This is a genomic window from Saccharothrix obliqua (assembly GCF_019375475.1).
In the GTDB taxonomy this organism is placed as follows: Bacteria; Actinomycetota; Actinomycetes; order Mycobacteriales; family Pseudonocardiaceae; genus Actinosynnema; species Actinosynnema obliqua.
This window is the reverse complement of record NZ_JAHXGQ010000002.1, coordinates 646,959-671,372: the sequence shown is the minus strand read 5'-3', so window position 1 is coordinate 671,372 and position 24,414 is coordinate 646,959. Positions and strand designations below refer to the sequence as shown.

Below are 24,414 nucleotides of genomic sequence, written 5' to 3'. Positions count from 1 at the left end.
CCGATCGTCCCGTGCTCCTGTTCCCCGGTCTCGGCGCGTACTCCCCGGGAGTGCTCCGGCAGGCCAGGGCCTCCCACCGCGAAGTCGACGCCGTCTTCGACGAGATCGACGCCGCCGCCGCGCGGCTCGACGTGCCGCCGGTGTCGGCGGCCCTGTTCGACGGCGAGCCGCGCCCGATCCGCGACCTGCTCGCCGAACCGGCCGAGGTGCTCCAGTTGGCCATCTTCGGCGTCTCCGTGGCCGTGCACCGCATCCTCGTCGCGCGAGGGGTCACGCCGCGGCTGCTCGTGGGCCACAGCTTCGGGGAAATGGCGGCGCTGGTCGCGGCCGGGGCGTTCACGCCGGCCGACGGGGTCCGGCTGGTGTGCGCCAGGGCCGCGGCGCTGAGGCCCTGGGAAGGCCGGGGCGGGATGGCCGCGATCGGCGTCGACGAGGCGACCGCCGGCCACGTCGCCGGGGTGCTGGACGAGCCCGACCTGGTGGTGGCCTGCCTGAACGCGCCTCGCCAGACCGTGCTCGCGGGTCCGCTGCCGGCACTGGACCGCGCCGAGCGGCTCGCGGCGAACCTCGACGTGCTGTTCGCACGCCTGCACCTGCCCTACGCGTCGCACCACCCGTCGATGCGACCGGCGGTGGCCGACTTCCTGGAAAGGACGGGCGGGATCCGCCAACACCCGTTCGAGCAGGCGGTCTACTCGCCCGTCCACGGCCGCCGCTACACCGACGACGACGACCTCAAGTGGGCGCTGGCCGAGTGCCTGGTGCGCCCGGTGCGGTTCGTCGACGCCGTTCGGGAGCTGCACGCGAAGGGCCACACCACCTTCATCGAGAGCGGCGCGCTCAACGCCCTGGTCAAGTGCGTCGAGCAGACTGTGCCCGACGTGCGGGTCGTCGCCCCGCTGGTCGACCCCGAGCAGGAGGACGCGGGCCTGCGCGCCGCCACCGACCCGGCCGCACCGCCACCGGCGCGCGCGTCCCGCAACGGGCAGCCGGCGCGGACTTCCCCGCCCGCCGAGGCGCAGGTGGTCGGCGTGGTCGGTGAGCCCGTCCCGGTAGCGCCTGCGGCGGCGGACCGACGCCGGGTCCTCGCCGAGTTGCGCGAGCTGTACGCCGCCGCGCTGGAGTACCCGGCCGACCTGCTGACCGAGGACGCCCTGCTGGAGGCCGAGCTGGGTGTCGACTCGCTGAAGCAGACCTCGCTGCTGGGCCGGGTCGTCGAGCGGTTCGGCCTGGCCGATCGCCCGGCGGAACTGCCGGTGTGGGAGTTGCCGACGCTCGGCCGCATCGCCGACTACGTCACCACGGCCGGGGCATCGCGGTGAGCGGCGAGTTCGCGGGCCGGGTCGTCCTCGTCACCGGAGGCGCGCGCGGGGTGGGCAGGGCGGTCGCCACGGCGTTCGCCCGCCGGGGCGCACACGTGATCGTCAACTACTTCCACGCCACCGCCGAGGCCCCCCGGGTGGTCGAGGAGCTGACCGCCCGGGGCTGGTCGGCGGAGGCGGTGCGCGCGTCGGTGGCCGTCGCGGACCAGGTCGACACGATGTTCGACGCGGTGCGGCAGCGGCACGGCGCGGTGGACGTGCTGGTGAACAACGCGGCGTCGGGCGCGTTGCTCCCGATGGACCAACTGCACGAGTCGCACTGGCAACGGGCGGTGGACACCAACCTGCGCGGCAGCCTGAGGTGCGCCCGGCGCGCGGCGCGCCTGATGGTCGGCCGCGGTGGTGGCGCGATCGTGAACCTGTCCTCGATCGGCAGCTCGCTCGTGATCGGGGACTACGCCACCGTGGGCACCACGAAGGCCGCCGTGGAAGCGCTGACGCGTTACCTGGCGGTGGAGTTCGCCCCCGACGGCATCCGGGTCAACACGGCCTCCGGCGGCCTGCTGGACAGCGCGGTCGCCGGCCTGTTCCCCGACGCCGAGCGGTTGGCCGAGCGGGTGCGGGAGGCGACGCCCCTCGGCCACCGCCTCGGGCGCGAGGAGGAACTCGCCGAACTGGTGGTCTTCCTCGCCTCGCCGGCCGCGTCCTGGATCACCGGGCAGACAGTGGTGGCCGACGGTGGGCTCTCCCTCGGCGCCGCGATGCTCGCGCCACCGCGCCGTGAGGGCGCCACGGACCCGCCGTCGCCGGAGCGCAGCGCGGCCGGGACGGCGGCACAGGAGAAGCGGGTGGCCCGGGTGCGGGCGCGGGACGACGCGGTGGCGGTGGTGGGCGTCGGCGTGGTGACCCCCGGCGCGAACGACCCGGGCGAGCTGTGGCGGCTGCTGTCGGACGGGCGGAACGCCTTCCGCCGTCCCGTGCTGTTCGACGTGACGTCCTTCCACTCGACCGATCCCGATTCCGAGGACCGGACCTACTCCCCGGAATCGGGGTTCATCACCGACTTCCGCCCCCACCCGCGCCTGGCGGCCGAACTGGCGGGCGACCCCGCGCTGAGCCGGGAGGCCACCACGTTGTGGCTGCGCCACTGCCTGCACGCGGCGCTGGAGGGCGTCGGCAGGTCGGCGGGCGACCGCTGCTTCGCGGCGTTCGGCTACACCGCCGACGGCAGCCAGGACCTCGAAGCGCACCTCGTGCTGACCGGCTACCTCGACCGCGTCGCCGACCGCCTGCCGGAGGACGCCGTGCGCGTGCTGCGGGAGCGCTACGACCGCCTGGGCCAACCGCCGCACGAGTTCCTGCCCCACCGGGTCGGCCGCAACGCCATCGCGGGACTGCTGCCGGACGACACGGAGCTGGTCATGGTGGACACCGCGTGCTCCTCCTCGCTCTACGCCCTGGACCTCGGGGTCAAGGCGCTGCGGGAAGGCAGTGCCGAGCTGGCCGTCTGCGGCGGCGCGTTCGCCTACAGCGCGCGCAACCTGGTGCTGTTCTCCAAGCTCCAGGGGCTTTCCCGGTCGGGCACGGTGCGCTGCTTCGACCGCGCGGCGGACGGCGTGCTGTTCTCCGACGGGGCCGGCGCCGTGGTCCTCAAGCGGCTGGACCGCGCGCACGCCGACGGCGACCGGGTGCTCGGCGTCGTGGAGGGCATCGGGCTGGCGGGCGACGGCCGGGGCAAGGCCATCTACGCGCCCAACCCCGAGGGCCAGGCCCTGGCCCTGCGCCGGGCCTACCGCGCCGCCGGGGTCGACCCGGCCGACGTGGGCTGGGTCGTCGCCCACGCGACCGGGACCCGTGCGGGCGACAGCACGGAGGTGACCGCCCTGCGGGAGGTCGCCGGGCAGGGCGGTCCGGCGCTGCTGTCGTCCAACAAGGCCGTGGTCGGGCACACCGGTTGGGCCGCGGGGCTGGTCTCGCTCAGCCAGGCGTTGTCCGGTCTGGCCCGCGGCGAGGCGCCCGCGCAGCCGTACCTGCGCGATCCCATCGACGCCGTCGCCGAGGGCCGGTTCACGCCGCCGACAGCGGGGGCGGCACGTGCCGTGCGCGCGGGACGGGACGGCACCCGCCGAGTGGGCATCTCGTCGTTCGGGTTCGGCGGCACCGACGCGCACCTCGTGCTCGGCGAGGACCGGCCCGACCGGCCAGGCGGCGGCACTGCCGCGGCGGCGGAGGAGGTCGTGGTCGTCGGGTGGGCGGTCGACGTGCCCGGCGGCGACGCGACCGGCTGGCTGCGCGGCGCCGCGCCCGCGCCGCCCGTGACCTTCGGCGACGACCACCCGTTGCCGGGGTGGCGGGAGGTGAGGCTGCCACCCGCCACGCTGCGCGGCATGGACCGCACGCAGGTCATGGTGCTGCGCGCGGCGGCGGCGTTGCCCCCCGAGGTCGACGCGGTGCTGGAGGAGTTGCACGACACCACCGGCGTCGTGGTCGGGCACATGGGCCCCACGCGCCGCGCGGTCCACTACGCGCTGCGCTGCTACCTGGGCGACCTCGACCGCGCGCTGGTGGACCACACGGCTGCCGACGCCGACCTGGCCGAGTCGCTGGACCGGCTGGCCGCCGACGTGCGCTCCCTGGTGCCCGCCGCCACCGAGGACTCCTTCCCCGGCATCATGCCGAACATCATCGCCTCGCGCCTGGCCTCCGTCCGCGACTTCCGCGGCCTCAACGCGACTTTCGACGCCGGCCCCGACTCGAGCCTGGACGCGCTGCGCGCGGCCGAGCGCTACCTGCGGCACGGCGACCTCGACGCCGCCGTGGTCGCCGGCGTCAACGGCAACACCACCGCGGAGTACCGGCGACTGCTGTCCTCGGCGGGCGTGACCGACGCCCCGGCCGAAGGCGCTTTCCTGGTGGTGCTCGTCCGCGAGTCGACCGCCCGGCGGCACTCGCTACCCGTCCTGTGCCGGCTGCGCACCCGCTTCGGCCCGACCGACCCGGCCACCAGGCCCCGCCGGCACACGCCGCTGGCCGGCTCGGGTCGAACCTACCCGGGAGCCGATGCGCTGCTGGCCGTCGTGGCCCGGCTGGCCGGCGGGCACGCCGAGGCGACGGTGGGTTCGGCGGCGGACGTCGGCACCTGGGTCGACCTCACCACGCCGTCCGAACCCGAGGCCGCCCCGGGCGGGTCCGCGCCCACCGGGACGACGCTGACCCGGGTGACGCCTCGGCTGGTTCCGGCCGCGCCGCGTCGCGTCCGGTCGCCGCTGCCGTCGGTGCCGCCCGGCAGCCTGGTCGTGCTCTCGCACCCGGAACTGGTGGACGGCGTCGAGCTGCCACGGGACGCGTGCGTCGTCGTCGCGCCCGCGTCCGCGGGAGGCGGCCTGCCGACCACCGCGGAGCTGACCGCGCTCCTGCCGCCCGACGAGGCGCCGTTCGAGCACGTCCGCGTCCTGATCCGGGTGGACGCGGACGGCCCGGCGTCGGCGGACCTCTCGGCTCTCGACCGGCTTCGCGTGGCGCACGACCTCGCGTTCCTCGCGGCCAAGAGGTGGCGCGGGCGGAGAAGCTCGTCCTACGCGGTCCTGATCACCGGAGCCGTCCGCTCGGCCGCGCCCCACCCGGCGGCGGGCCTGTTCACCGGGCTGGTCAAGGCGCTGGCCCGCGAGACGCCGAACGCCCTGGTGTTCGCCGTGGTCACCGACCTGACGGACCCGCCGGCGGGCCTGGACCTGCTGGCACGGGAATCGGCCAGGGCGCACGACCTGGCCGTGGTGGTCCACGCGGCCGGGCGGCGCCTGGAGCACCGGCTGGTCGAGGACCCCGGACCGGCGGCCGACGGGGCCCTGCCAAGCGGCGGGATCGTCGTGGCGGCGGGCGGCACCAGGGGGCTGACCGCCCGGCTCCTGGCGCGCCTGGCCGAGGAGAGCGCACCGGAGGCGGTGTACCTGCTGGGCCGCCACGCCCCCGAAGCCGGGGAACCACCCACCCGCGCGGAGTTCCTGTCGCGGCGTCGCGGGGAAGACCCGACGTCGTCGGTGGCGAGCCTGTCGGCCGAGTACGACCACCGCGCGGCGGCGGCGGAGACCGCGCGAACCGTCGGTGACCTGGCCGCGATCCTCGGCGGCGACCGGGTCCGCTTCATCCGCTGCGACCTCACCGACCCCGCGCAGACCGCGGCGGCCGTGGACCGGGTGTTCACCACGCACCACCGGGTCGACCTGCTGGTCAACGCGGCCGGCAGGCACGTCGGCGGGCGCGTGGCCACCACCTCCCTCGACACCGCTCGCGCGGTGCGCGACACCAAGGTGCTCGCCTACCTCAACCTGTGCGCCGCGTTCGCGCACCGCCGTCCCGACCGCTGGCTCAACATCGGCTCCCTGCTGGCGGTCCTGGGCTGGCCGGGTGAGGCCGACTACTGCTCGGCCAACGAGGTCCTCGGCCTCGCGGCGCACTGGCGGGCCGCCAGCCCGGGCGGTCGTGAGGCCACGTTCGCCTCACCGCTGTGGGAGCAGTCCGGGTTCGCCGCCGAACCGGTCGTGCGGGACCTGCTGCGCAGGCAGGGCGCGCTCACCGGCTTGTCGGACCGGGAGGGCGTCGACCTCGTCCTGCGCGAACTGCGCCGAGGTCTGCCCGACCCGGAGGTGACCCACCTCGGGACCGCGGAGCGACGGTTGCTCGTCACCACCCGCCGGCACGCCGTGGAGGTCGCGCCGGAGCCCGGCGGGCGCGCGCTGCTCTGGCGTCCGGACCCCGACGAGGACGGCTACTTCCGGCACCACCGGCTGCACGGCGCGCCCACGCTGCCGGGTGCGTGGATCGCCGAGCTGGCGGTGGCCGCGAGCCTGCGCGGTGACCGCGGCGGTGTGCCGGTGGCGGTGTCCGACCTGGAGTTCCGCGCTCCGCTGACCGTCCTGGGCCGAGCCGGGCGCACGTGCTCGGTCGAGGCGTCCGACACCGGTGACGGCCGGGTGCGGGTGCGCGTGCTGGCCGACGTCGTCGCGCCCGACGGGCGGCTGCTCGTCGGCGGGCGCCCGCACGCCGCCGCCGTGGTGGAGTTCGCCGCGCGGCACCCGCGCCCCGCGGCCGGCAGCGCGCCGGGGGCACCTCCGCCGGAGACGGGGTTCCGCTACGGCACGACCGGTCCGGTGGTGCTCGACCCGCCGTTCGCCTGCCTCGCGGAGGTGCGTGCCGGCGCACACCGCGCCCGGGCGCGGTTCCGCCCCTCCTTGGGGCGGTGGGCCGAGCGGCTGGCGGGGCTGCGCCTGCCGGTGCTGCTGGTCGACGCCCTGATCCAGTGCGCGCTGATCGCCGACCGACGCGACGAGGACGATCCGCTGCCGATCCCGACCGGGGTGGAGCGGGTGGAGTGGTACACGGGTGCCAACGACGTCGAACTGCTCGACCGGCACGGCGACGGCATCACCGTGGTCGCCGCCGACGGTGACGCGGTGGCCTCGGCTCCCGACGGCACGCCCCTGGTGCGGCTGACCGGGGTGCGCGCCGCGGGCATCACGTCCTCGGAGGAGGTGAGCCGTGCCGGTCGATGACGACTTCCGCGACGTGCTGGCGACGTTGTTCCGGCACGAGGTGTTCCGACCCCGCGGCGGCATGGACTACCAGGAGCGCTGCGAGTTGACCTACGAGAGGCTCCGCGTCGTCGGCGGGCACCTGCCACCGGGCAGCGCCCTGCTGCGGGACCTGCCCAAGCTGTTCACCACCCTCGAGTGGGCCGCCGTGGCCGATCCACCGCTGTTCCTCGCGCTGACGTTGCACGTGTGCCTCAGCCTCGGCGCGATCGTCGAGTTCGGTGACGAGCGAGCCGAACAGCACGTGCGCGAGCTGGACGACATGTCCAGCTTCGGGGCCCTGCTCGTCACGGAGCTGGGCCGGGGCAACAGTCACCTCGGCATCCGGACCACCGCCGAGCACGACGTGGCCACCGGGGAGTTCGTGCTACGCACCCCCGACGAGGCCGCGCGCAAGTTCATGCCCAACGTGGGGCTGGCGCACGTGCCGAAGACCGGCGTGGTCTACGCCAGGCTCCGAGCCGGGGGACGCGACCACGGCGTGTTCCCGTTCGTCACACCGATCCGCACCGCCGACGGCACACCGGACGGCGTGCGCGTGGTCCCGTTGCCGGAGGCTCCGTTGTTGCCCTTGGACTACGCGCTCATCGAGTTCGACGGCCTGCGCCTGCCCGGCACCGCGCTGCTGGCCGACAACGCCCGCTTCGACGCGGACGGGGCTTTCGCCGACCCACTCGGCGGTGCGGACCGCCGGCTGAGGCGGTCGCTCGACATCCGGCACAACGCCTGGGTGGCCTCGTCGGCGGCGCTGGCCGCCGTGGCCCGTGCCGGTGTCGTGAACGCACTGCGCCACGCCCGGAACCGGCTCACGGTGTCGCGGTTCGCCGGCGAGCGGGGTGTCCTCGACCACCGCGCCCAGCAGCGACCGCTCTTCGGCGCGTTGGCGGACTGCTACGCCCTGACCCGCCTGGTCGAGCGGGTCAAGGCGGCGCGCACCCGGTCGCGCGAGCACGCCCCGGACGGGTCCGCCTGGTCGCCCGGACCGGCGTTGAACCGCACCTACGGCCTGGTCAAAGCGGTCGCGAGCACCCTGACCGGTGACATCGTGACCACGTGCGCGCTCCGTTGCGGGGCGCACGGCGTGTTCGCCACCGGCCGGTGGGTCGACTACCAAGGGCTGGCGCACATGCTGGGTCCCGCCGCGGGTGACGGCTACCTCATCGTCCTGGAAGCCGCCCGCGGCATGGCCGCCGGCGACCACTACGAACCCCCGCTCCGCGAAGGCGCCCTCGACATGGACCTGTCCGATCCCGCGTCGTGGCCCCGTCTCGCCCGCGCACGCGAGCGCCTGCTGTACGAGCGACTGGCGGACCGGATGCGCTTGGCCGCCAGCCGCGGCCAGCAGGGCTTCGAGGCGTGGAACAACCGCAGCCACCTGGGCGCGGAACTGGCCGAAGCGCACGTGGCGCGCCTGATGCTCGAAGCGGTCGCGGAGGCGCCCGCGAGTTCGCCGGCCGGCTCGGCGACACGCCTGGCGGACGCGCTGAGCGCGATGCACGCGGTGCGCGAGCTGTCCCGGCACGCCGCCTTCCACCTCCGCGAAGGGCTGATCACCGCCGAGCAGCTCGATCGGCTGGCCGAGCGCGAGCACGACCTGTGCGACCGCGTCCTGACCGACCTCGACGCCGCGCCACTGCTGCTGGACGTGCCGGAAGAACTGCTCCACCACCCGGTGCATCGGTGAAACACAATTCCTCCGCGCCGCCGTCGACGGTTGACTGTATTCCGCTCGATATGTCACACGCGACCCGCTTCACGGCCGAACGGGGGATTCTTCCGAGATCGAAGACATGAGAGGATCTCGCCTGGAGAAGGGTTTCGAAGTCTCGGTCCGTAAGGAGTTCCTCGTATGTCGACCGCCTCCTCCGGGGAGGGTGAGAAACGAAGTCAGGACATAGTGGAACTGCTCCGTCGTTTACAAGCGCACCAGCAGGAGGCCCAGCAGCTGCTCGACCTCGCAGAGCAGATCAGCAAGTTGGCGCCCGTGGCGGGGCAGTCGGCGATCTGCGGTCGGAAGGTGGCGCGCGCCCAATTCACCGAACGTGAGCAGAACGTGGTCGACCTGCTCACCCAAGGCATGTCGAATCGCACGATCGCCCGGTCGCTCGACATCTCGGAGCGGACGGTGAAGAACCACCTCAACTCGATCTTCCACAAATTGGCTGTGGCCGATCGGACCCAAGCGGTGATCGCCCTCATGCGCGGAGCGGAGGAATAACCGGGCTTCCTCGGCCGGTTCGGAGGTTTCGCGGACCAGGAGGAGCCGGTGACCGCTGGGGTGGTCGAGGCGCGGAGTGGCGTGCGGGACTGGATCTGGTGCACCGGCTGGTCAACGCCGTAGTGGTATTCGACGGTGCGGTCGCTGTGACCGAGACCCCGTCCACACCAAGCTCTGGTCAACGCGATCACCGGAATGATCGGCGATTTGTCCCTCTGGCGTCGGACGTCGACAGTGGGGATCCGGGAATCGGCCGGCAGAGAAAGCCGCCAAGAAGGCGGTGGCGGCCAAGGCGAATGGCGGACCCAGCGATGATCTGCTGGACTACGCCGACCTCCACACCGACGACGTCCGCACTTGCAGGGGGAAGTTCGAAGTGCAGCTCGGCGTCCCGAACCGGATTTTCTGCGCTGGTACCTCACCTGGACTCAGTCGGCGAACCCTTCCTCGGCCGCTCCGCGATCCGAAGGGGCACTGTTCGCGCTGATGTCGAGCGCCGACGATGCGGAGAGAGTCCTTGCCGTGCACGAACTCGGCGCCCTGGAAACGCTGTCCCGGGAAACCGTCCGGCGGATCGAGTCACCGGCCTTGAGCGACCCCGCGTCGAAAGTCCGGCATCAAGCGGTCGACGTGCTCGGTGAGTCCGGCACCCGCTCGGCCGACGTGTTGGCGAGGGCGGTGCGGGACGAGAAGCGGTCGATCAGCCGCCGGGCCCCGGTCCACGTGATGAGGCCGGCCGGAGCCTCGCGTGTCTGGCAGGAGGCGTTGCAGGCCATGCGTTCGGGTGAGGACCGTGTGGAGATGCAGATCGCCGACGACCTGGAAGCCCGCCGTCTCCGTGGCGTGGTGATACCGGGCGTGTGAATCGACGTGGTGCGCCCACTGCACGCGCCACCCCGCTGCGGCGTGGACCAGCACCCGGACCCATCCCCGCCCGGGGTCACACTTCGTCGTTCGCCCTTGGTGGTCGGTTGCGGCGTGGTTGGTGTCGGGTGGTGAGCCGTGCTGTCTGCTCGTGGAGCACCTCGACGGTCCGGGTCACCCAGTCGGCGATGAGCTGTTGCTGTTCGGGGGTGTAGCGGGCGGTCAGTTCGCCCATTGCCGCGTTGAGCCCTGAGAAGAGGTCGCCGAGCACGCCCCCCACGGCGGTGACGAGGACGCGGCGGCGGTCGGCCGGGTCGGGGTGGCGGCGGGCGAGGCCGGCTCGTTCCAGGCGGTCCACGACGCCCGTCACCGCGCCTGGCGTGAGGTTGATCCGCTTGGCGAGGTCGCCCGCCGTCATCGGGCCGTGGCGGCCGATGAGGGCGAGTGCGCGTTGGTCGACGGCGGTGACCCCGAGGTGTGCGCCTACCGCTTCGTGGAACGCCACCACGGCGGTGCTCAGCTCACGTCCCAGGTCGCTCATGGGAAGCACTTTACCTCGCCTGATATTTCAGTACACTGAACTAAAAGGTTCGACTGGGGAGGGAAACGTGGGGATCTGGGGCGCTGAGCTAAGGGTGGCGCTGGAGGTGCCGCGGTGGACGTGGCGGTTCTACCTGCGGCACCTGCCGTTGATCGTGGGGTTGTCACTGGTCCCGTCCGTGCAGCGGCTGGTCGCCGTGAACTGGGGCATCCCCGGTGGGTGGGCGGCGGCGTCGGAGATCGTCGTCATGGCGGTGCGGGTCGGGCTCGTGCTGGCCGTCGGGTGGCTCGCGCTGCGCGGGGGGAGGGCGACGTGGGGTCGGTTCACGGCGTTCGCGACGGCACACTGGCGGAGCCTGGTGTGGCAGGGCGTGCTGTTGAGCGTCGCGTTCCTGGTGTTCGACGTGGTGGCGGAAAGCGTTGTCGGCGGGCTGCTGCCCGAGGAGGCGCGGCAGGGCTACAAAGCGGTGCTGCTGTTCGTGAAGAACCCGACGATCATCGCGTTGACGCTGGTGTGGTGGGTCGGGCTGGTGCGTCGGACCTCCTGGGTGGCGCAGGACCGACGCGTCGCGGTGTGAGAGTCGGTGAGCGGCGATCGCGGGTGTGTTCGAGGTCGGACGTGGCCGCACCGCGCGAACCAGGTCGAACGCGCTGCCGCTGCCCCATCAGCGCTCCTGCGCGACTGTTCAGACGGCACCCCTCGGTCTCGGTCGATCTTTTCGTAGAGCGGTGCGATTCGCGCGCGTAACTGTTCCCCTGTGGGTTTCTTGAGCGTCGCCTACAACGGCCGCGCCCTCGGCCGGTAAAGGATCGGGTTTCGGAGTCACTTGACGAACTTCTCGTGCGCGCCGCGTTCCTGACGGAAGTAGGGAGCCGAGTCGTGATCGACCATGACCTCGACCTGGCCACACTCGACCACGCCTATCCGTCCGCACGACAGTCGAGTGCGGCACGGGAGAACTCTGCCTGTACGCAGACCTGCGCCAGGTCGGGAGGGCCGACCCTCTTTCGGCAAGTGGTCACCTTCGAAGACGGCCGGGTCCAACTCGTATTGGAGGAGAACATCGCCTCAGTGGCATCTCCAAGGGCGAACTGAACGGACAACCCGTCGGGGCCAATCATGTCGTTGCTGTTCGTGTCACCGCGTGTCCGCCTGTCGTGTGCTCAACATCGTCCGGGATGGCTGGGAGCAGTGGTGTGGGCGTTGTGGACGCCACCGGACCGTCAGACCGGGAGCCTACGATCTGGCCATGCTGGATCACACGCGCAGCGCCAACAACCTTGCCGTGCTCTTGGGGCAGGCGGAGGGGCTGGTCGAACTGGGTAGGCGGGCGCAGCACGAGGAGGAGGTGGAAGGCGAAGCAGCGGCGCGTGAACTTCAGGAGCGCTACCCGGTGTGGTACTCGGCGGCACTCGCGGCTCTGCCGGACGATCTCCGCGAAAAGTTCACTGCCCAGTACGATTCCACGCGTCCGACGCTCAGCCCGCGGATCAAGCAGTTCGTGGCAAATCCCCGACAGCCCTGGGTGCTGTACGAATCCATGCCCCGGTTCCTCAAGGGTCACGGTCGCTGGCAGTACGCGTTCAAGCGGAGCTTCGAGGAGCCGCTGCGCGAACAACGCCGTCTCCTGCTGGAGGCGAAGGGACGGCTCGGAGTCAATCCCGACCTGCTCCGGACCACCGAGCAGCTCGTGAGCCTGTTCCGCAGGTTGCCGGCGGCGTTGGCCATCCTCGAACGCGGCAACCGCGACAGGGCGGGCTTGGAGGTCAACGACGAGTACGACCTTCAACGGGTGCTCCACGCGGTACTCCGATTGCACTTCGACGACGTCGAGGCGGAAGAGACGACACCGCGCCGGGCGGGCGGCTCCTACCGGATCGACTTCGTGCTGCGGCAGGAGAAGGTAGCGATCGAGGCCAAGATGACCCGCCCTTCGCTGAGCGCGAAGGAGATACGGCGCCAGCTCGTCGACGACATGTTCGGGTACCGGCGGCAGGAGAACGTCGCCGCACTCGTTGCGGTGGTCTACGACCCCGGACGGCGCATCGACAACCCCGCCGGGTTCGAACAGGACATCAACACCGATGACTCCGAACTCCCGGTCCGCGTGGTCATCGCACAGGGCTGACCACGAGCGAGGTCACGGTATCGAGCCGGACCGCCCTGCAGAACCGGTACTCCGATGCACCAGCCTCGCTCGCCCGCGGCCGCCGAAATCGTGGAACTGCTGAACCTCAGCGCGGGCAGCGCGCAACGGCTGGCCGCATGGGCGAAACCCCTGTCGGCGAGCCGCTCGCAGACACTGTTTCGTCAAAGTCTCGGGACGGAGACCAGGCGTGGCGGACCGCACGATGACGTGCAAACGGGGTGGGGACTGCGATGGGCGGGGCGACCGCCGCAGTATGACATCGACCAGCGCGACTTCGGCTTGGGCGAGCGCGGGGCGTTGTCGACACCGTCGCCGACCATAGCGACCTTGCAGCCCTCTCGCTGTCGAATGCGTCGCGTGACTTCGCCCGCGCCTCGTCGGCCAACGAGAGCCTGCCGAGTAGTACGCCATCCGCCCGACGTGCAAGATGGTCACTCCGGCGCCCAGTTCGGTCGCGCAGACCTCATCGAGTTCCACGCCAGGGCTCTCAGACGCAGCGCCGTGTCACGGACCTCCGGTTCGTCCGTGGTGGCCGTCAGGGCCGCGGCTTCCACGACGATCAACGCACCAGCCACCTACAACACGACCGGCAAGTGGGCAGCAGATGTCGCCGACACCTACGTCTCAGAAGGGTTCGAGCCGCGCCTGCCTGGACAGGGGAACAGCCTCGTGTCTGACTACCCTTGGAATGTTGCTATTGGTGCTCTGTCATGGCTGCTACCGCTTGCGTTTAACTGTTCCGAAATTCTAGAACTGGGTGCCAGTGCGGCATTCGGTCATATCTGCACTACGTCGAAGGGCTGTTTCCGTAGGTTGATCGGATCTGGTCCCACAAACCGAGTGGCCTTGTCGCTCAAGGTGGCCTGTCCGCAAAGTGCGGCGTGTCATCGTAACGGTGTGGTGTCGGATGTATCGCTGCGCGCCTCGCCGGCGATGAGCAGCAAGATCAGTTCGGTGGTGAGAAGGGGGGACGGCTGTGGCGAACAACGGCGCTGCTCCGAATCCGCAGGACGCGGCGGTTGGTCGAGCGGTACGGCTTTTTGAGTTTCTCGCGCGGAGCCAGCAGCTCAAGTCGAACCCGCCCCGCACCACCGACAGCTACGACTCGGTGCTGTGGTTCGGGCAGTTGCCGGACCACCCCGCCATCCGGTCCGGGCACCGGGAAGACGCGCCGGAGCCCGATGCCGCCCTGCTCACGGTCGAGCGAATCGCGCACGAGGAGCCGCCCGAGCCGGCGGCGGAACTGCGGTCCTGGCTGGACGGGGCGTGGGATGATCCGAGCACGCCACCTCGCCTGCGCCAGGTGATCGGCGAAGATGAGCAGCGCGCCGACGCTCCCGGGATTCGGGACGCCCACGTCGAGTGGGAGGCGCGCTGGTCGGAGTGGGCCGAGCGCAAGCGGGCCGATCGACCGGCGCGCAACGTGTACAACGACTTGTTCTCCGCTTACGTCACCCGCGGCCGGGCACGCCGAAGAACTCGAACTCGTCGTCGGTGTCGGCTGCCTGTCGTTATGCGCCACCTGGGGCCGCAGTCCTTCGAGGAGGTGCCCCCGAGCGAACTGGCGGCGCTGCTCGACCACGTCGCCGAACGGGACGGGAACACCGGTGAGGAGGCGTTGCGGCGCGCCGTGCTGGAGCTGCTCGGCTTGAAGCGGCTCACCGACAACGTCAAGAACCGCTTCGCGGCGGTACAGACCCTCCGGTCGTGATCGCCTGAACCGGCTCGCCCCCCGATCTTGGCCGGATCGGGAGGCGAGCCGTGATGCCGGAACCTATGTGTCATACGGGCGAATTCCGGGCGGAAGGACTTCATGGCACGCACCGCACTTCGCCACTCGACGCCCGACGCGTTGCCGGTGCGGTGTCGCGGTCAGCTCTCCGCCGACAGCGCCTTGTCCGGGTTGTCGAGTGGGAGGGTGATCGACAGGTTGGACGTTGAGGTTGCGGTGAGGTTCGATGCCTCGACGGTGAGTTCGTCGAACGGGTTCGACTCGGACAGGTAGCAGACCCAGATCAGGGTGCGGTCCTCGTCCAGCCGGGCGAAGAAGCCCTCCGAGCCGTGCGAGCCCTCGCCGGCGCACGCGTAGCCGCCGGGAACGCGGATCTCCCTCGTGATGTCGATCGAGGTCAGCCACTCGGGATCTTCGGCCAGGAGTTCGCCCAGGTCGAAGCCTTCGACCAGGCGTAGACCAAGCTCGTCGGCCTCGACCGCGTAGGAGCGGCCGTCGGCGAAGTACAGGCCGTCTTCGATGGGCAGACGGGCGGAAGCCCACAGGGTGGTGATGTCGCTCATCCGCGCCTCCTGCGCCGTCGTCCGCCACAGCCCGGCGGCAGGGCGGTCGGTCGTTCGTCCAGGCCCGTGTTGGGAACCGGCTCGCCGTTGAGCCTGTTGCGCGGGTCGCGGAAGCGTTCCTGGAACTTCTCGGCCCACGTCTTGCCGGTGGTCGACTCGGGGTGCGGGGCGTTGGGGTCGACTCGCTGAACACCTACGGGCACGCCTGCCTCCCGTGCGGCGTCGAGGCGGCGGTTATCGTAGCTGACGAGCTGACCGTCGATCTCCATGACGTGCACCGGTGATCGACTCCAGTCCCACTGGCCGTTGCGCATTGCTTCCGCGTATTCGTTCTGCGTGATGCTGCGTTGGGAGAAGTTGATGTCGTTGGGGTCCAGGAACTCGATGTCGCTGGTCTCGGTGAGGCCGAGCGCGTCGCTCCACCCGGTGGGGTTGTGCACGTACCCGTGCGGTGACGGCCCGCCGAACAGCCCCAGCGGGTCGGGGCTGGTGTAGCGGGCGGCGAGCGGGTCGTAGTAGCGGAGGTAGTTGTAGTGGAGCCCGGTTTCAGCGTCGTGGTACTGGCCGGGGAACCGCAGCGGCGTGCCCGCGGAACCCGTGTCGGCGGTGGGCAGTCCCCACAGCGTCGCCTCCTGCCGCCAGGCGAGTGTTCCGCGATCGTCGACCAGTTCCGTCGGCGTGCCCACGATGTCGGTGACGATGGCGTAGAAGCGCTGGTCGACCCACTCCTGGCCAGTGTGCGCGCGTTCGGTCTGGGTGAGCGGCCGGAAACTGTCCGGGGCGAACTCCCAGGTCGTCGCATGTCCGGCCGAGTGGGTTTGTTCGGCCAGGACCGAGCCGTCCCACGCGAAGTCGACGCGTTCGGCGACCGACCCGTCAGGAGCGAGGCGCAGCTTGGCGATGCGGCGGCCCAGCGGGTCGTACCGGTAGGACCACCTCGTGCCGTCCGGTGTGGTGACCGCGACGAGGCGGTCGTCGGCGTCCCACCGGTAGTGCCAGGTGTCGGGTTTGCGGGACAGCCGCTTGCGCTGTCGCAGCACGACGCGGCCCTGCGCGTCGTGCTCGTAACGGGCGTCGCCCGCGGTGCGCACCAGGGTGCCCGCGTGCGTGGTGTCCGATGCGGTGACGTTGCCCGCCGCGTCGTAGGCGTACCGCTCGCGCCAACCGGGACCGTCGACACCGGTGACCCGGCCGAGGGGGTCGACGCGGTAGTTCCGTGACGAGCCGGTCGAATCGCGGACCGCGGCGAGGTTGTCGTCGGCTTCGTAGTGGTACCGGCGGTGCGCCAGTTCCCGGCCGCCGGCGAGCAACGCCTGCCCGATCAGCCGGTGGTTGGCGTCCCAGGACTGGCCGAGCACCAGTTCACCGGTCGAGCGGCTGATCTCGTGGCCTGCCGCGTCGTAGTCGAACGCCATGACCCGGCCACCCGCCGAGAGCCGGGTGGGCCGAGAGGTGGCGTCGTACTCCCAGGAGGTGGTCGCGCCAGTCGGGGTGTGCCTGCGCACACGCCTGCCGAGCGCGTCGTACGAGGAGACGACAGCACGCCCGTTGATCGTCTCGGCGAGCACACGGCCCAACGGGTCACGGGTGTAGGACAGCTCCGCGTCGGCGTTGCGGGCACGAGTGATCCGACCGAGTTCGTCGTACTCGATGGTGGTCACCGCATCGCCGCATCGCCGCTCGACGATGTTGCCCAAGGCATCGCGGGAGAAACCGGCGGTCTGGCCCGCGCCGTTGACGCGTTCGACGAGCCTGCCCGCCGCGTCGTGCCGGTAGGTCAGCACGCGGCCGTTGAAGTCGGTCTCCCGTACCAGGTTGCCGGCCGGGTCGTACTCGTAGCGCCAGACCAGCCCCAGGGCGTTGGTGACGGTGGTCAGCCGCAGGGTGCGGTCGTAGTCGAACTCGATCCGGCTGCCGTCGGGCCGGACCTCGGCCGCCGGCAGGTTGAAGTGCGTGGTGACGACCCTGCGCACCCGCCCCAAGGGGTCGACGTGCTCGACTTCGTTGCCCTCGGCGTCGTAGCGCCACCGCTCGGTGGCACCGTCCGGGCGGGTGCGGGTCAGCGGTTTGCCCTCGACGGTCCAGGCGTACTCGGTGCGCCCGCCGAGCGGGTCGATCACCGCCGTGGCACGGCCGAACGCGTCGCGGATGTACCGGGTCGTCGCGCCTGCCGCGTCGGTGACCGCGATCGGGATGCCCGCGCCGTTGGTCTCGATGCGCCGCACCGCGCCGAGGGCGTCGGTGACGCCGCGTCGGTGACCACGGTCGTCGTACGTGTAGCTGGTGACCGCCCCTGTCGGGTTGGTCTCGGCGAGCAGGTTGCCGCGTCCGTCGAAGAGCTGTCGCCACACCCCGCCGTCGGGGGCGATGAACGTGGTGACCATGCCGTGCTCGTCGTACTCGGCGATGGCCTGGGTGCCGTCGGGTCGGGTGGTGGTGACCAGGTTGCCCGCTTCGTCGTAGGCGAAGCGGGTGGTGTGCCCGAGTTCGTCCACACGGGTGACCAAGCGGTCGCACTCGTCCCACTCCTGGACGACGACGTTGCCCAGCGGGTCCGTCCTGGCGGTCAGGCGTCGCCGGTCGTCGAACCGGTACGTCGTGGTCGCGCCGAGCGCGTCGGTGAACCGGGTCGTGCCGTCACCGTATTCGAACGTGCCGTCGAGGAACCCGCCTGAACCCTCGTTGCCGACACACCGGCCGTGCGCGTCGTAGTGGTAGCGGTACCACTCGCCGTTGCGGTCGGTCCACTGCGTGATCCGGCCGGCGTGGTCGTAGTCGAACCGCATCGGTCTGCCGGAGGAGTTGACGACCTCGGTGAGCCTGGTGTCGTTGTAGCCGAACCGGACGACGGTGACGTCGGCGCCGCGCAGCCGCAGTTCCGTCACCAGCCCTTGGTCGCTGTGCACGTCGACGTGGTAGCCGCCGCTGTGCCGCACCGACGTGACGGTCCCCGTCGCGTCGCGGTCGAGGTCGATCCGGTTCCCGTTGCGGTCGGTCACCGCCACGAGCGGGCCATCGGCGTCGAACCACAGCGTGCGGCCGGTGCCCCGCTGGCTGATCGTGAAACCTCGGCCAACCCGCGACAGCGGCCACCGCGGTCCCGCCACCGGCAGCACGGGGTGCTCGGTGGGCTCCGGGTAGACCAGCACCATGGCGTCCTCTGCGAGGAACAAGACACCACGCGCGTCGAACTCCAACCGCTGGTCCAGTGTGGACGCCCAGGACGGCCCGAACGAGCGGCCTGCGCGGTAGGACGACACGTGGGTCCGGCCCAGCACCAATGGCAGCACGCCCGGTAGGTCGAGATCGGTGTGGGCGAGGACCATCTCGCCGCTGACGACGTCGATCGGGTCGTTCTCGCAGACGCGCTCGGACTCCGGTGTCCTGGTGTCGTTCGGGTCCGCGGGTCGGTTGGGGCTGGTATCGGTCGAGGTCCCGCTCGGGGACGTCGTGCCGGAAGGTGATGTGGTCCCTGATGGGGATGTGACGTCGGTGGCGGCGCTCGATGGCGTCGTGGGGGAGTCGGCGTCTCCGATGGTCGGAACGTCGGTCCTCGGGGTGTGCGGGGCGCTGGACGTGGTGGTGGTGCCGGGTGAGTCGGCGCGTCGGCCGAGTTTGCCCAGCTTTTCCATGATTTCGCCGAGTTTGTCGAGGACTTTGCGGATGCGGGGGGTGACGTTGCCGATGGTTTTGACGAGTTTGCGGACGAGGTCGGCGATGCGGTTGCAGACTTTGGCGATGGTGGAGGTCGCCTGGGCGACGATGAGCGGGGTGGCGAGGCCGAGGGTGGCGACGGCTTCCAGGGCCCAGGTGATGAGTTTGCCGACGACTTCGGCGACGAGGTCGCGGATGAGTTCGCGGACGGCGGCGACGACCTCGCCCATGATCATCACGCCGGTGCCGACGCCTTCGGCGAGCGTGCCCGCGCCGGTGATGGCGTCGGCGGTCTGGGTGGCGTGGCCGCGGTAGGCGTCGGCGGCGGCGCCCTGCCAGCCCGGTGCGTCCTGGGTGCCCAGTTCCTGGGCGATGCGGGTGACCTCGGCGGCGACGTTGGACCAGGTTTCGCTGAAGGAGCGGATGACCGGTGGGTCGCCGGCGAACCAGTCCAGCGCGTCTTTCAGCGGTTGCACGTGTTCGATGAGCCAGGACACGCCGTAGGAGGCGACGGTGCCGACGGGGTCGAGCACCATCGAGAGGACTTCCAGGCCGACGCCGACACCGCCGAGCCCGGCCGCGACCCAGCTGCCGTCGGAGATGCCCTGCGCCAGGTCGTTCGCGGACTCGGCGATGCCGATGCCGGTGACCGCGGTCGTGTCGCTTTTCGCCGTCGCGACCAAGGGGTTGCTCACGTGTTCATCCCGTCGAACCGCGCGGACTCGCCGCTCTCCCGGGCGTCGTAGGCGCGGGAGGTCTCCCGCAGTTTCGCGGCGTTGTCCGACACGGTCTCCGCGGCCTTGGTCAACGCCTGCACGCCCATGTCCTCGAACGGCTGGAGCAGCATCGCGAACGGTTGGCACACCACGCCGTAGGCGGAGTCGTTCATCGCCACCGTCCGCGCCGCGTCCGCGGCCGTGCGCAGCCGGTCGGCCAGTCCCTCCACCCGGCCGGCCAACGCGTCGATCTCGCCGGTGACGGCCTCGTACCCGGTCATCGTGTCACCTCAGGTAGCTCTCGTCGGTGAAATCGCCGTCATCGCCCTGCCTACGGGGCCGTGCGGGAGGTGGCGTGTCCGATTCGGGCCGCGGGAAGTTGTGTTCCGCCACGGCGACGATGTGTTGCCCCGACGGGGTCCGGCCGACCGTCTCGTCGACGATGCGTGCCAACTCGGCCGGGTAGCCGGCCTGGGCCTTGCCCATCGCCTCCATCACCGCAGCGGCGATCTGCTCCGGCCGCAACCGCGACACGCCGTCGGTCATGGTCACCGCGCTGGGGATGCCGTTCGGGCCGACGGTCACGCTCACCGCCCCACCCGCAGCCGAAGCGGTGATCGAGATCCGCTCGACCTCCTGCCGCATCGACTCGTACCGCGCGGCCTTCTCCTCCGCGTCGCGCTCCCAGTCGTCCACCAAGCGCTGCACGTTGGCCAACGGATCGGTCATCGGCTCCCCCTCCGGTGACATAGCGATGGGCCAAGCTACTGCGCCTGCGCCGATGCTCCTTGCCGATTCGCTCCCAAGATGACCGGATCGGCCCAATCGCCTACCCCGACCGGTGGCCTCGCCCTCGGTCTGCCGTTCGGGTCAGCAGACGTCGACGTCCTTTCGCAGACCCGGTCACTTGTTCTGTGGAGGAGCGAGTGGAGGAGAGTTCGTCGTGCTCCAACGGTTCCGGCCTGCGTCGAACTGCGCCTGACTGGCTTGGGCTGATTCAGGCGAAATTCCTGGTCAGCGGGTTCTTCGGCTTCGAGGCTCGATCATCGTTTGATCTCGCAGTCCTCTCACACGCTGGTGAGTGACCGGCGGGGCTGTGCCGGCCGACTGCGGGTCGGCTTGACTGTCGGGGGTGGCCCCTACCCTGTCTGGTCATGGCGTGGAACGACACCACCAGGGAAGCCGTGCTTGCCGCCATGGCGGAGTGCGACGAGATCGGGCAGTAGTAGTTTTTGGTCCGTCAGCCCGTCCTGGAGAAGGGGCGATCCATCGCGGTCGCCCCTCGATCATCACGGGCACGATTTGGCACCGGTAGACCGCTTCAGTGACCGCTGTGCCCCACTGGGCGTGTCTGCCGGATCTGTGCGCCAGTCGAGCAGGCTGATCAGGTTGAGTGCGCCGGGGTAGTTGCGGGCGAGGTGGTCGTAGCGGTTGGCGATGCCGTGGTAGGTCTTGAGCCGGTTGAAACAGCGTTCGACCACGTTGCGGCGCTTGTGTGCTGAACCTGTGGGACGGCCACCGGCCGAGCCTCGGCGCAGCCGGTTGGCGATCTGGTCGTCCTTCTCCGGGATGGTGGCCTTGATCCGCGTCGGATCCGGATGGTCGCGGTTGGCGCGGCTGGAGCAGCCCTTGTCCGCGATCACCCACCCCGGATGCCGGCCAGGACGTCGACGAAGACAGTGGTGTCGTTGACGTTGCCCACGGTGAGCACGATCGACAGCGGCCTGCCCCGACCCTCGACCGCCGGGTGAATTCCGGTGGTCAGGCGCCGCTGAGCGGCCGACGGCGTGGTCAGCCGGTTCCGCGGTCAGATTCTTGTGATTCGACCAGGCCCCCTGTGCCATGTGACAGGGCCGCGCCGTGCTGGTGAACCTGGACCGGGCTGGAGTCCGCCGACACCACTCAGTCCAGCTCGCCGACCAGATCGGCACGCGCCCGAACGGCGGCGACCAGGGCGGCTCAGGTACCGCCCGCGCTCCACCGCGACAACCGCTCGTACAACGTCCACCACGGCCGTATCGCTCCGGCGCCTCCCGCCACGGCACCCACCCGGTACCTGTAGGCGTTGCCCTCGATCAACTCCCCGCCCGCGGACCAGAACTCGCCCGACCCGAGCAACAAGATCGATCAGGTACGCCCGGACTCTGGACCTCGGACCAGAGGAAACTACGACAGCGTTTCCATGAGGAACCGGCTTTCCGGCGGATCACATGAGGGAGAGCAGGCTCGGACTTCGCCCATTCCGGCCGTCGCTTTCCATGACCCGGTGAGGCAGGGCCCAGCGGTCGTGGCGGAGATTTCCGATCGATGAAGCCGATGGCAACAGCACGGCGCTACTGGCGGTCGTCGTACGCCGCGCGGGCGGCGTCGATGTGGGGCAGGTGCGTGATGCTCCACTCGAGCAGCGGCGCGGTGGCCTCGCGCAAGGTTCGGCCCATCGTGGTCAGCTCGTAGCTGACGTGCGGCGGCATGACGTTGTGGACCGTGCGGGTCAGGATCCCGTCGCGTTCGAGGTCGCGCAATGTCACCGTGAGCATGCGCTGGCTGATCCCGTTGATGGACCGCTTGAGTTCGGTGAAGCGCCGCGGGCCGTCTTTGAGCATGCGCACGATCAGCAGCGCCCACTTGTCCCCGACGATCCCGAGGATTTCGCGGACCTGGCACGGGTCCTGCATGGTTACCTCCTGGGAACCGGGGCACCGGAAAGTGCCGTATTGCCCGGCGCGCGCGGTGTGGATCAAGATCGATTACCGAAGGGTACCGAGGCACAAGGGGGAACCACCCGATCATGGCCACATTCCTGCTGGTACACGGCGCCTGGCACAACGGGCGGAGCTGGGACCGGGTGGTTCCGCTGCTGGAATCGGCTGGGCACCGGGTGCTCGCGCCGTCGCTGACCGGTTACGGCGACAAGGCACACCTGCTGAGCCCCGCGGTCGGGCTCGGCACCCACATCGACGACATCGCCGGCCTGCTCGACGACGAACGTCTCGACAACGTCGTGCTCGTCGGGCACAGCTACGCCGGAATGGTCATCTCAGGGGTCGCCCACCGGGTTCCGCAACGGATCGCGCACCTGGTGTTCCTCGACGCGATGGTCCCCGAAGACGGCGAAACCGCGGTCGACGTCCTCCCCGTCACCAAGCAGCTCATCGACCTCGCCGCAGACGGCTGGCGGGTGCCGCCGATGCCGGAACAGCCACCGCCGCTCGGCCTGTTCGGGGTCACCGATCCCGAGGACATCGCCTGGTTGCGCCCGATGCTGTCGGACCAGCCGGTGCAATGCCTGCTGGAGCCGGTCCGGCTGAACAACCCGGCCGCGCGCATGATCCCGCGCACGCACATCCACTGCGTCGCGGACCGTCCGGCGGGCATCACGCGACGCCCCGTCCCGGTCGGTGAACGGGTGCGAGAACTGCCCACCGGCCACGACTGCATGATCACCACGCCCGCCGAGCTGGTCGAGCTGCTGATCGAGGCAGCCTAGCGACGTTTGGGACGGCTCGTGGTTGTACAGGGTCTTTTCTGGGAGGTTGTCCAGCCTGCGAGATCCGTGCCGTCGGCCATCACTCCGCGGCGCCGTGCTCGGACAGGTATGCCGCGCAGACAGGTCGAGTGCGCTTGGCGTAAGACTTGGCGGCTGCAACCAACCCGAGGCCGAGGCCGCCGAAGGCGAGGCCGCCGAACGCGATCATCCAGATGATCCCGGCACTGGTGGTGAACGGCGGCGTGATCACCGGACTCGGCAGCACGCCCGCGGCGGTGAGCGGCGCGTAGATCAGGAGGAAGACCCCGTACACCGACAGGCCGACGGCTGCGAGCCACGCGGGGAGCAGGGGCAGCAGGCGTGGGACCCGCCGCCCGGCGAGGATCGGCGTCCAGCGCGGGAACACCTGACCCCACGGGTACATCAGCCCCAACAGCAGGAAAACCCCGGCCATCGCGGCCAGGACCGTCACATCGATGCCCACCGCGGCCAGCACCTCACCCGCTCCCGACCCTCCGGCCTCCCGCCACCCTTGGGCGGACACGCCGAGCGCGTCACCACCCAGCGTCCAGATCGTCTTGACGCCCGCCCACGGCAGCAGCCCGCACATGAGGACGTAGACCGCCAACCGCGTCCGCTTCGACGCGATGCCGGCGCGGGGGTGGGCGAGTGGACCGTCGCCGGTGCCCGGGTGCGTGTGTCCGCACCTCGGACACCGGCCGCGCAGGCGCCGGCGGTAGGAGATGACGACGAGTACGAGAAGGACCGTGCTCACCGTGCTCATCAGGACCTGGGCCAGGCCAGTGGCGCTTTCCACGCCGGCGAACGACGCCAGCGTCACGACGTGCGCGGGGAGGCTGGCCATTCCCGCGGCGAACACGGGAATCGCGGCCCCCAGCGACACCAGCAGCACACGTCGCCCGAGTTCTCGCGTGGTAGCCAGGCAACCCAGCGCGACGAGCACGGCCAGCGCGGCCAGGAGCAACTGGACTGCCGGCGGGTACGACACGTGAGGTGCCCACCGCACGTCGACCCCCGCCACGACCCAAGCGACCTGAACGGCGGCGTACAGCGCTCCCCAACCCCCGGCGGCGAAAGGCACCCACTCGGGCCACCGCCTGGTCCACACCGCCCGGCTCACACCCCCGGAACTCCCGCTCACGTCGCCCCCGTTCCCATGATCTCTCCACCAAGATCATGGCCACCGCTACCTGAGACGTCTCTCAAGAGTCGCGGCTTGGCTGCTGGAGTTCTTATGAGACAACGTGTCACCGCTACGCGACCGAGATCGGACAGCTCCAGTGTGGGCAGGCCGAGAAGCGGTGCAGTGAACTCTGGAGGGCGTGCGGCTGCTGTGGCGACCCCAGGCGAGGACGTTCCCGGTCACATCACACAGACCTCCGTCGTCGCGCACGGTGTGCTGTCGGCCGAGGGGAATCTTTTCTGGGCATTCGAGCACAGCAATAACGGTTTTCTCTAGCGCGGTGAGCTGCTGCTACTGGGGCAAGAACCTCCGTGCACCTGTAGTACCTCGTAGGACCTGGAGGATTTCGTTCCGTGCCGATAGGCAGAGCGATCTC

At 70.7% G+C, this 24,414-nt stretch carries 17 protein-coding genes; 9 read left to right on the top strand and 8 right to left on the bottom strand.

All coding sequences use genetic code 11. The annotated features are described in order from the left end of the window. The first annotated feature begins 11 nt into the window (after positions 1 to 11). From KZQ38_RS09025 to KZQ38_RS09005, 5 genes are all read left to right on the top strand, one after another. Positions 12 to 1,322 carry an acyltransferase domain-containing protein gene (locus KZQ38_RS09025; RefSeq protein ID WP_219440185.1) on the top strand — a complete coding sequence of 437 codons (1,311 nt, stop codon included), beginning with the start codon at positions 12 to 14 and terminating at the stop codon, positions 1,320 to 1,322. Next, positions 1,319 to 6,871: an SDR family oxidoreductase gene (locus KZQ38_RS09020; RefSeq protein WP_219440184.1), complete on the top strand. Its 5,553-nt coding sequence runs from the start codon at positions 1,319 to 1,321 to the stop codon at positions 6,869 to 6,871. Before KZQ38_RS09025 ends, KZQ38_RS09020 begins: the two co-directional genes overlap by 4 nt. After that, positions 6,858 to 8,594: an acyl-CoA dehydrogenase gene (locus tag KZQ38_RS36970; RefSeq protein ID WP_219440183.1), complete on the top strand. Its 1,737-nt coding sequence runs from the start codon at positions 6,858 to 6,860 to the stop codon at positions 8,592 to 8,594. Before KZQ38_RS09020 ends, KZQ38_RS36970 begins: the two co-directional genes overlap by 14 nt. Before the next feature lie 165 nt (positions 8,595 to 8,759). Beyond that, positions 8,760 to 9,128: a response regulator transcription factor gene (locus tag KZQ38_RS09010; RefSeq protein ID WP_219440182.1), complete on the top strand. Its 369-nt coding sequence runs from the start codon at positions 8,760 to 8,762 to the stop codon at positions 9,126 to 9,128. A gap of 486 nt (positions 9,129 to 9,614) precedes the next feature. Next, positions 9,615 to 9,992, top strand: a complete 378-nt coding sequence (locus KZQ38_RS09005; RefSeq protein ID WP_219440181.1) for a HEAT repeat domain-containing protein — start codon at positions 9,615 to 9,617, stop codon at positions 9,990 to 9,992. Positions 9,993 to 10,068: 76 nt separating this feature from the next. On the opposite strand, the gene KZQ38_RS09000 is transcribed toward KZQ38_RS09005, so the two are convergent. Further along, positions 10,069 to 10,533 (bottom strand): MarR family winged helix-turn-helix transcriptional regulator, encoded by a 465-nt coding sequence (locus tag KZQ38_RS09000; RefSeq protein ID WP_219440180.1) that lies wholly within the window; start codon positions 10,531 to 10,533, stop codon positions 10,069 to 10,071. Between the two features lie 67 nt (positions 10,534 to 10,600). Between KZQ38_RS09000 and KZQ38_RS08995 the strand changes: the two genes are divergently transcribed. The 3 genes from KZQ38_RS08995 (at position 10,601) to KZQ38_RS08985 (ending at position 14,393) form a co-directional block, all read left to right on the top strand. Continuing rightward, entirely contained in the window at positions 10,601 to 11,110 is a 510-nt protein-coding gene (locus tag KZQ38_RS08995) for a hypothetical protein (RefSeq protein WP_308258312.1), read from the top strand. Positions 11,111 to 11,782: 672 nt separating this feature from the next. After that, on the top strand, positions 11,783 to 12,661 hold the full coding sequence (locus tag KZQ38_RS08990) for a PD-(D/E)XK nuclease domain-containing protein (RefSeq protein ID WP_219440178.1): 879 nt from the start codon (positions 11,783 to 11,785) through the stop codon (positions 12,659 to 12,661). A 997-nt stretch (positions 12,662 to 13,658) separates the two neighbouring features. Continuing rightward, on the top strand, positions 13,659 to 14,393 hold the full coding sequence (locus KZQ38_RS08985) for a hypothetical protein (RefSeq protein WP_219440177.1): 735 nt from the start codon (positions 13,659 to 13,661) through the stop codon (positions 14,391 to 14,393). A gap of 161 nt (positions 14,394 to 14,554) precedes the next feature. Here the strand turns inward: KZQ38_RS08985 and KZQ38_RS08980 are convergent, their stop codons facing one another. The 6 genes from KZQ38_RS08980 to KZQ38_RS08955 all read right to left on the bottom strand — a co-directional run bounded on the left by KZQ38_RS08980 (position 14,555) and on the right by KZQ38_RS08955 (position 22,088). Beyond that, a complete protein-coding gene (locus tag KZQ38_RS08980) occupies positions 14,555 to 14,977 on the bottom strand; it encodes a hypothetical protein (protein WP_219440176.1) in 423 nt (140 codons plus the stop codon). Beyond that, positions 14,974 to 19,326: a DUF6531 domain-containing protein gene (locus KZQ38_RS08975; protein WP_219440175.1), complete on the bottom strand. Its 4,353-nt coding sequence runs from the start codon at positions 19,324 to 19,326 to the stop codon at positions 14,974 to 14,976. Before KZQ38_RS08975 ends, KZQ38_RS08980 begins: the two co-directional genes overlap by 4 nt. Further along, positions 19,323 to 19,628, bottom strand: coding sequence for a type VII secretion target (locus tag KZQ38_RS08970; protein WP_219440174.1), 306 nt, complete (start codon positions 19,626 to 19,628; stop codon positions 19,323 to 19,325). The genes KZQ38_RS08975 and KZQ38_RS08970 overlap by 4 nt, the downstream gene beginning before the upstream one ends. A 4-nt stretch (positions 19,629 to 19,632) precedes the next feature. Then, entirely contained in the window at positions 19,633 to 20,076 is a 444-nt protein-coding gene (locus KZQ38_RS08965; RefSeq protein ID WP_219440173.1) for a YbaB/EbfC family nucleoid-associated protein, read from the bottom strand. 560 nt (positions 20,077 to 20,636) lie between these two features. Then, positions 20,637 to 20,990: a transposase gene (locus tag KZQ38_RS36965; protein ID WP_219440172.1), complete on the bottom strand. Its 354-nt coding sequence runs from the start codon at positions 20,988 to 20,990 to the stop codon at positions 20,637 to 20,639. Positions 20,991 to 21,680: 690 nt separating this feature from the next. Next, on the bottom strand, positions 21,681 to 22,088 hold the full coding sequence (locus KZQ38_RS08955) for a winged helix-turn-helix transcriptional regulator (protein WP_257900972.1): 408 nt from the start codon (positions 22,086 to 22,088) through the stop codon (positions 21,681 to 21,683). 47 nt (positions 22,089 to 22,135) lie between these two features. Here KZQ38_RS08955 and KZQ38_RS08950 point away from each other — a divergent pair, with 47 nt between their 5' ends. Beyond that, positions 22,136 to 22,834: an alpha/beta fold hydrolase gene (locus tag KZQ38_RS08950; RefSeq protein WP_219440171.1), complete on the top strand. Its 699-nt coding sequence runs from the start codon at positions 22,136 to 22,138 to the stop codon at positions 22,832 to 22,834. 79 nt (positions 22,835 to 22,913) lie between these two features. On the opposite strand, the gene KZQ38_RS08945 is transcribed toward KZQ38_RS08950, so the two are convergent. Next, a complete protein-coding gene (locus tag KZQ38_RS08945; RefSeq protein ID WP_219440170.1) occupies positions 22,914 to 23,843 on the bottom strand; it encodes a hypothetical protein in 930 nt (309 codons plus the stop codon). Positions 23,844 to 24,414: the final 571 nt, after the last annotated feature.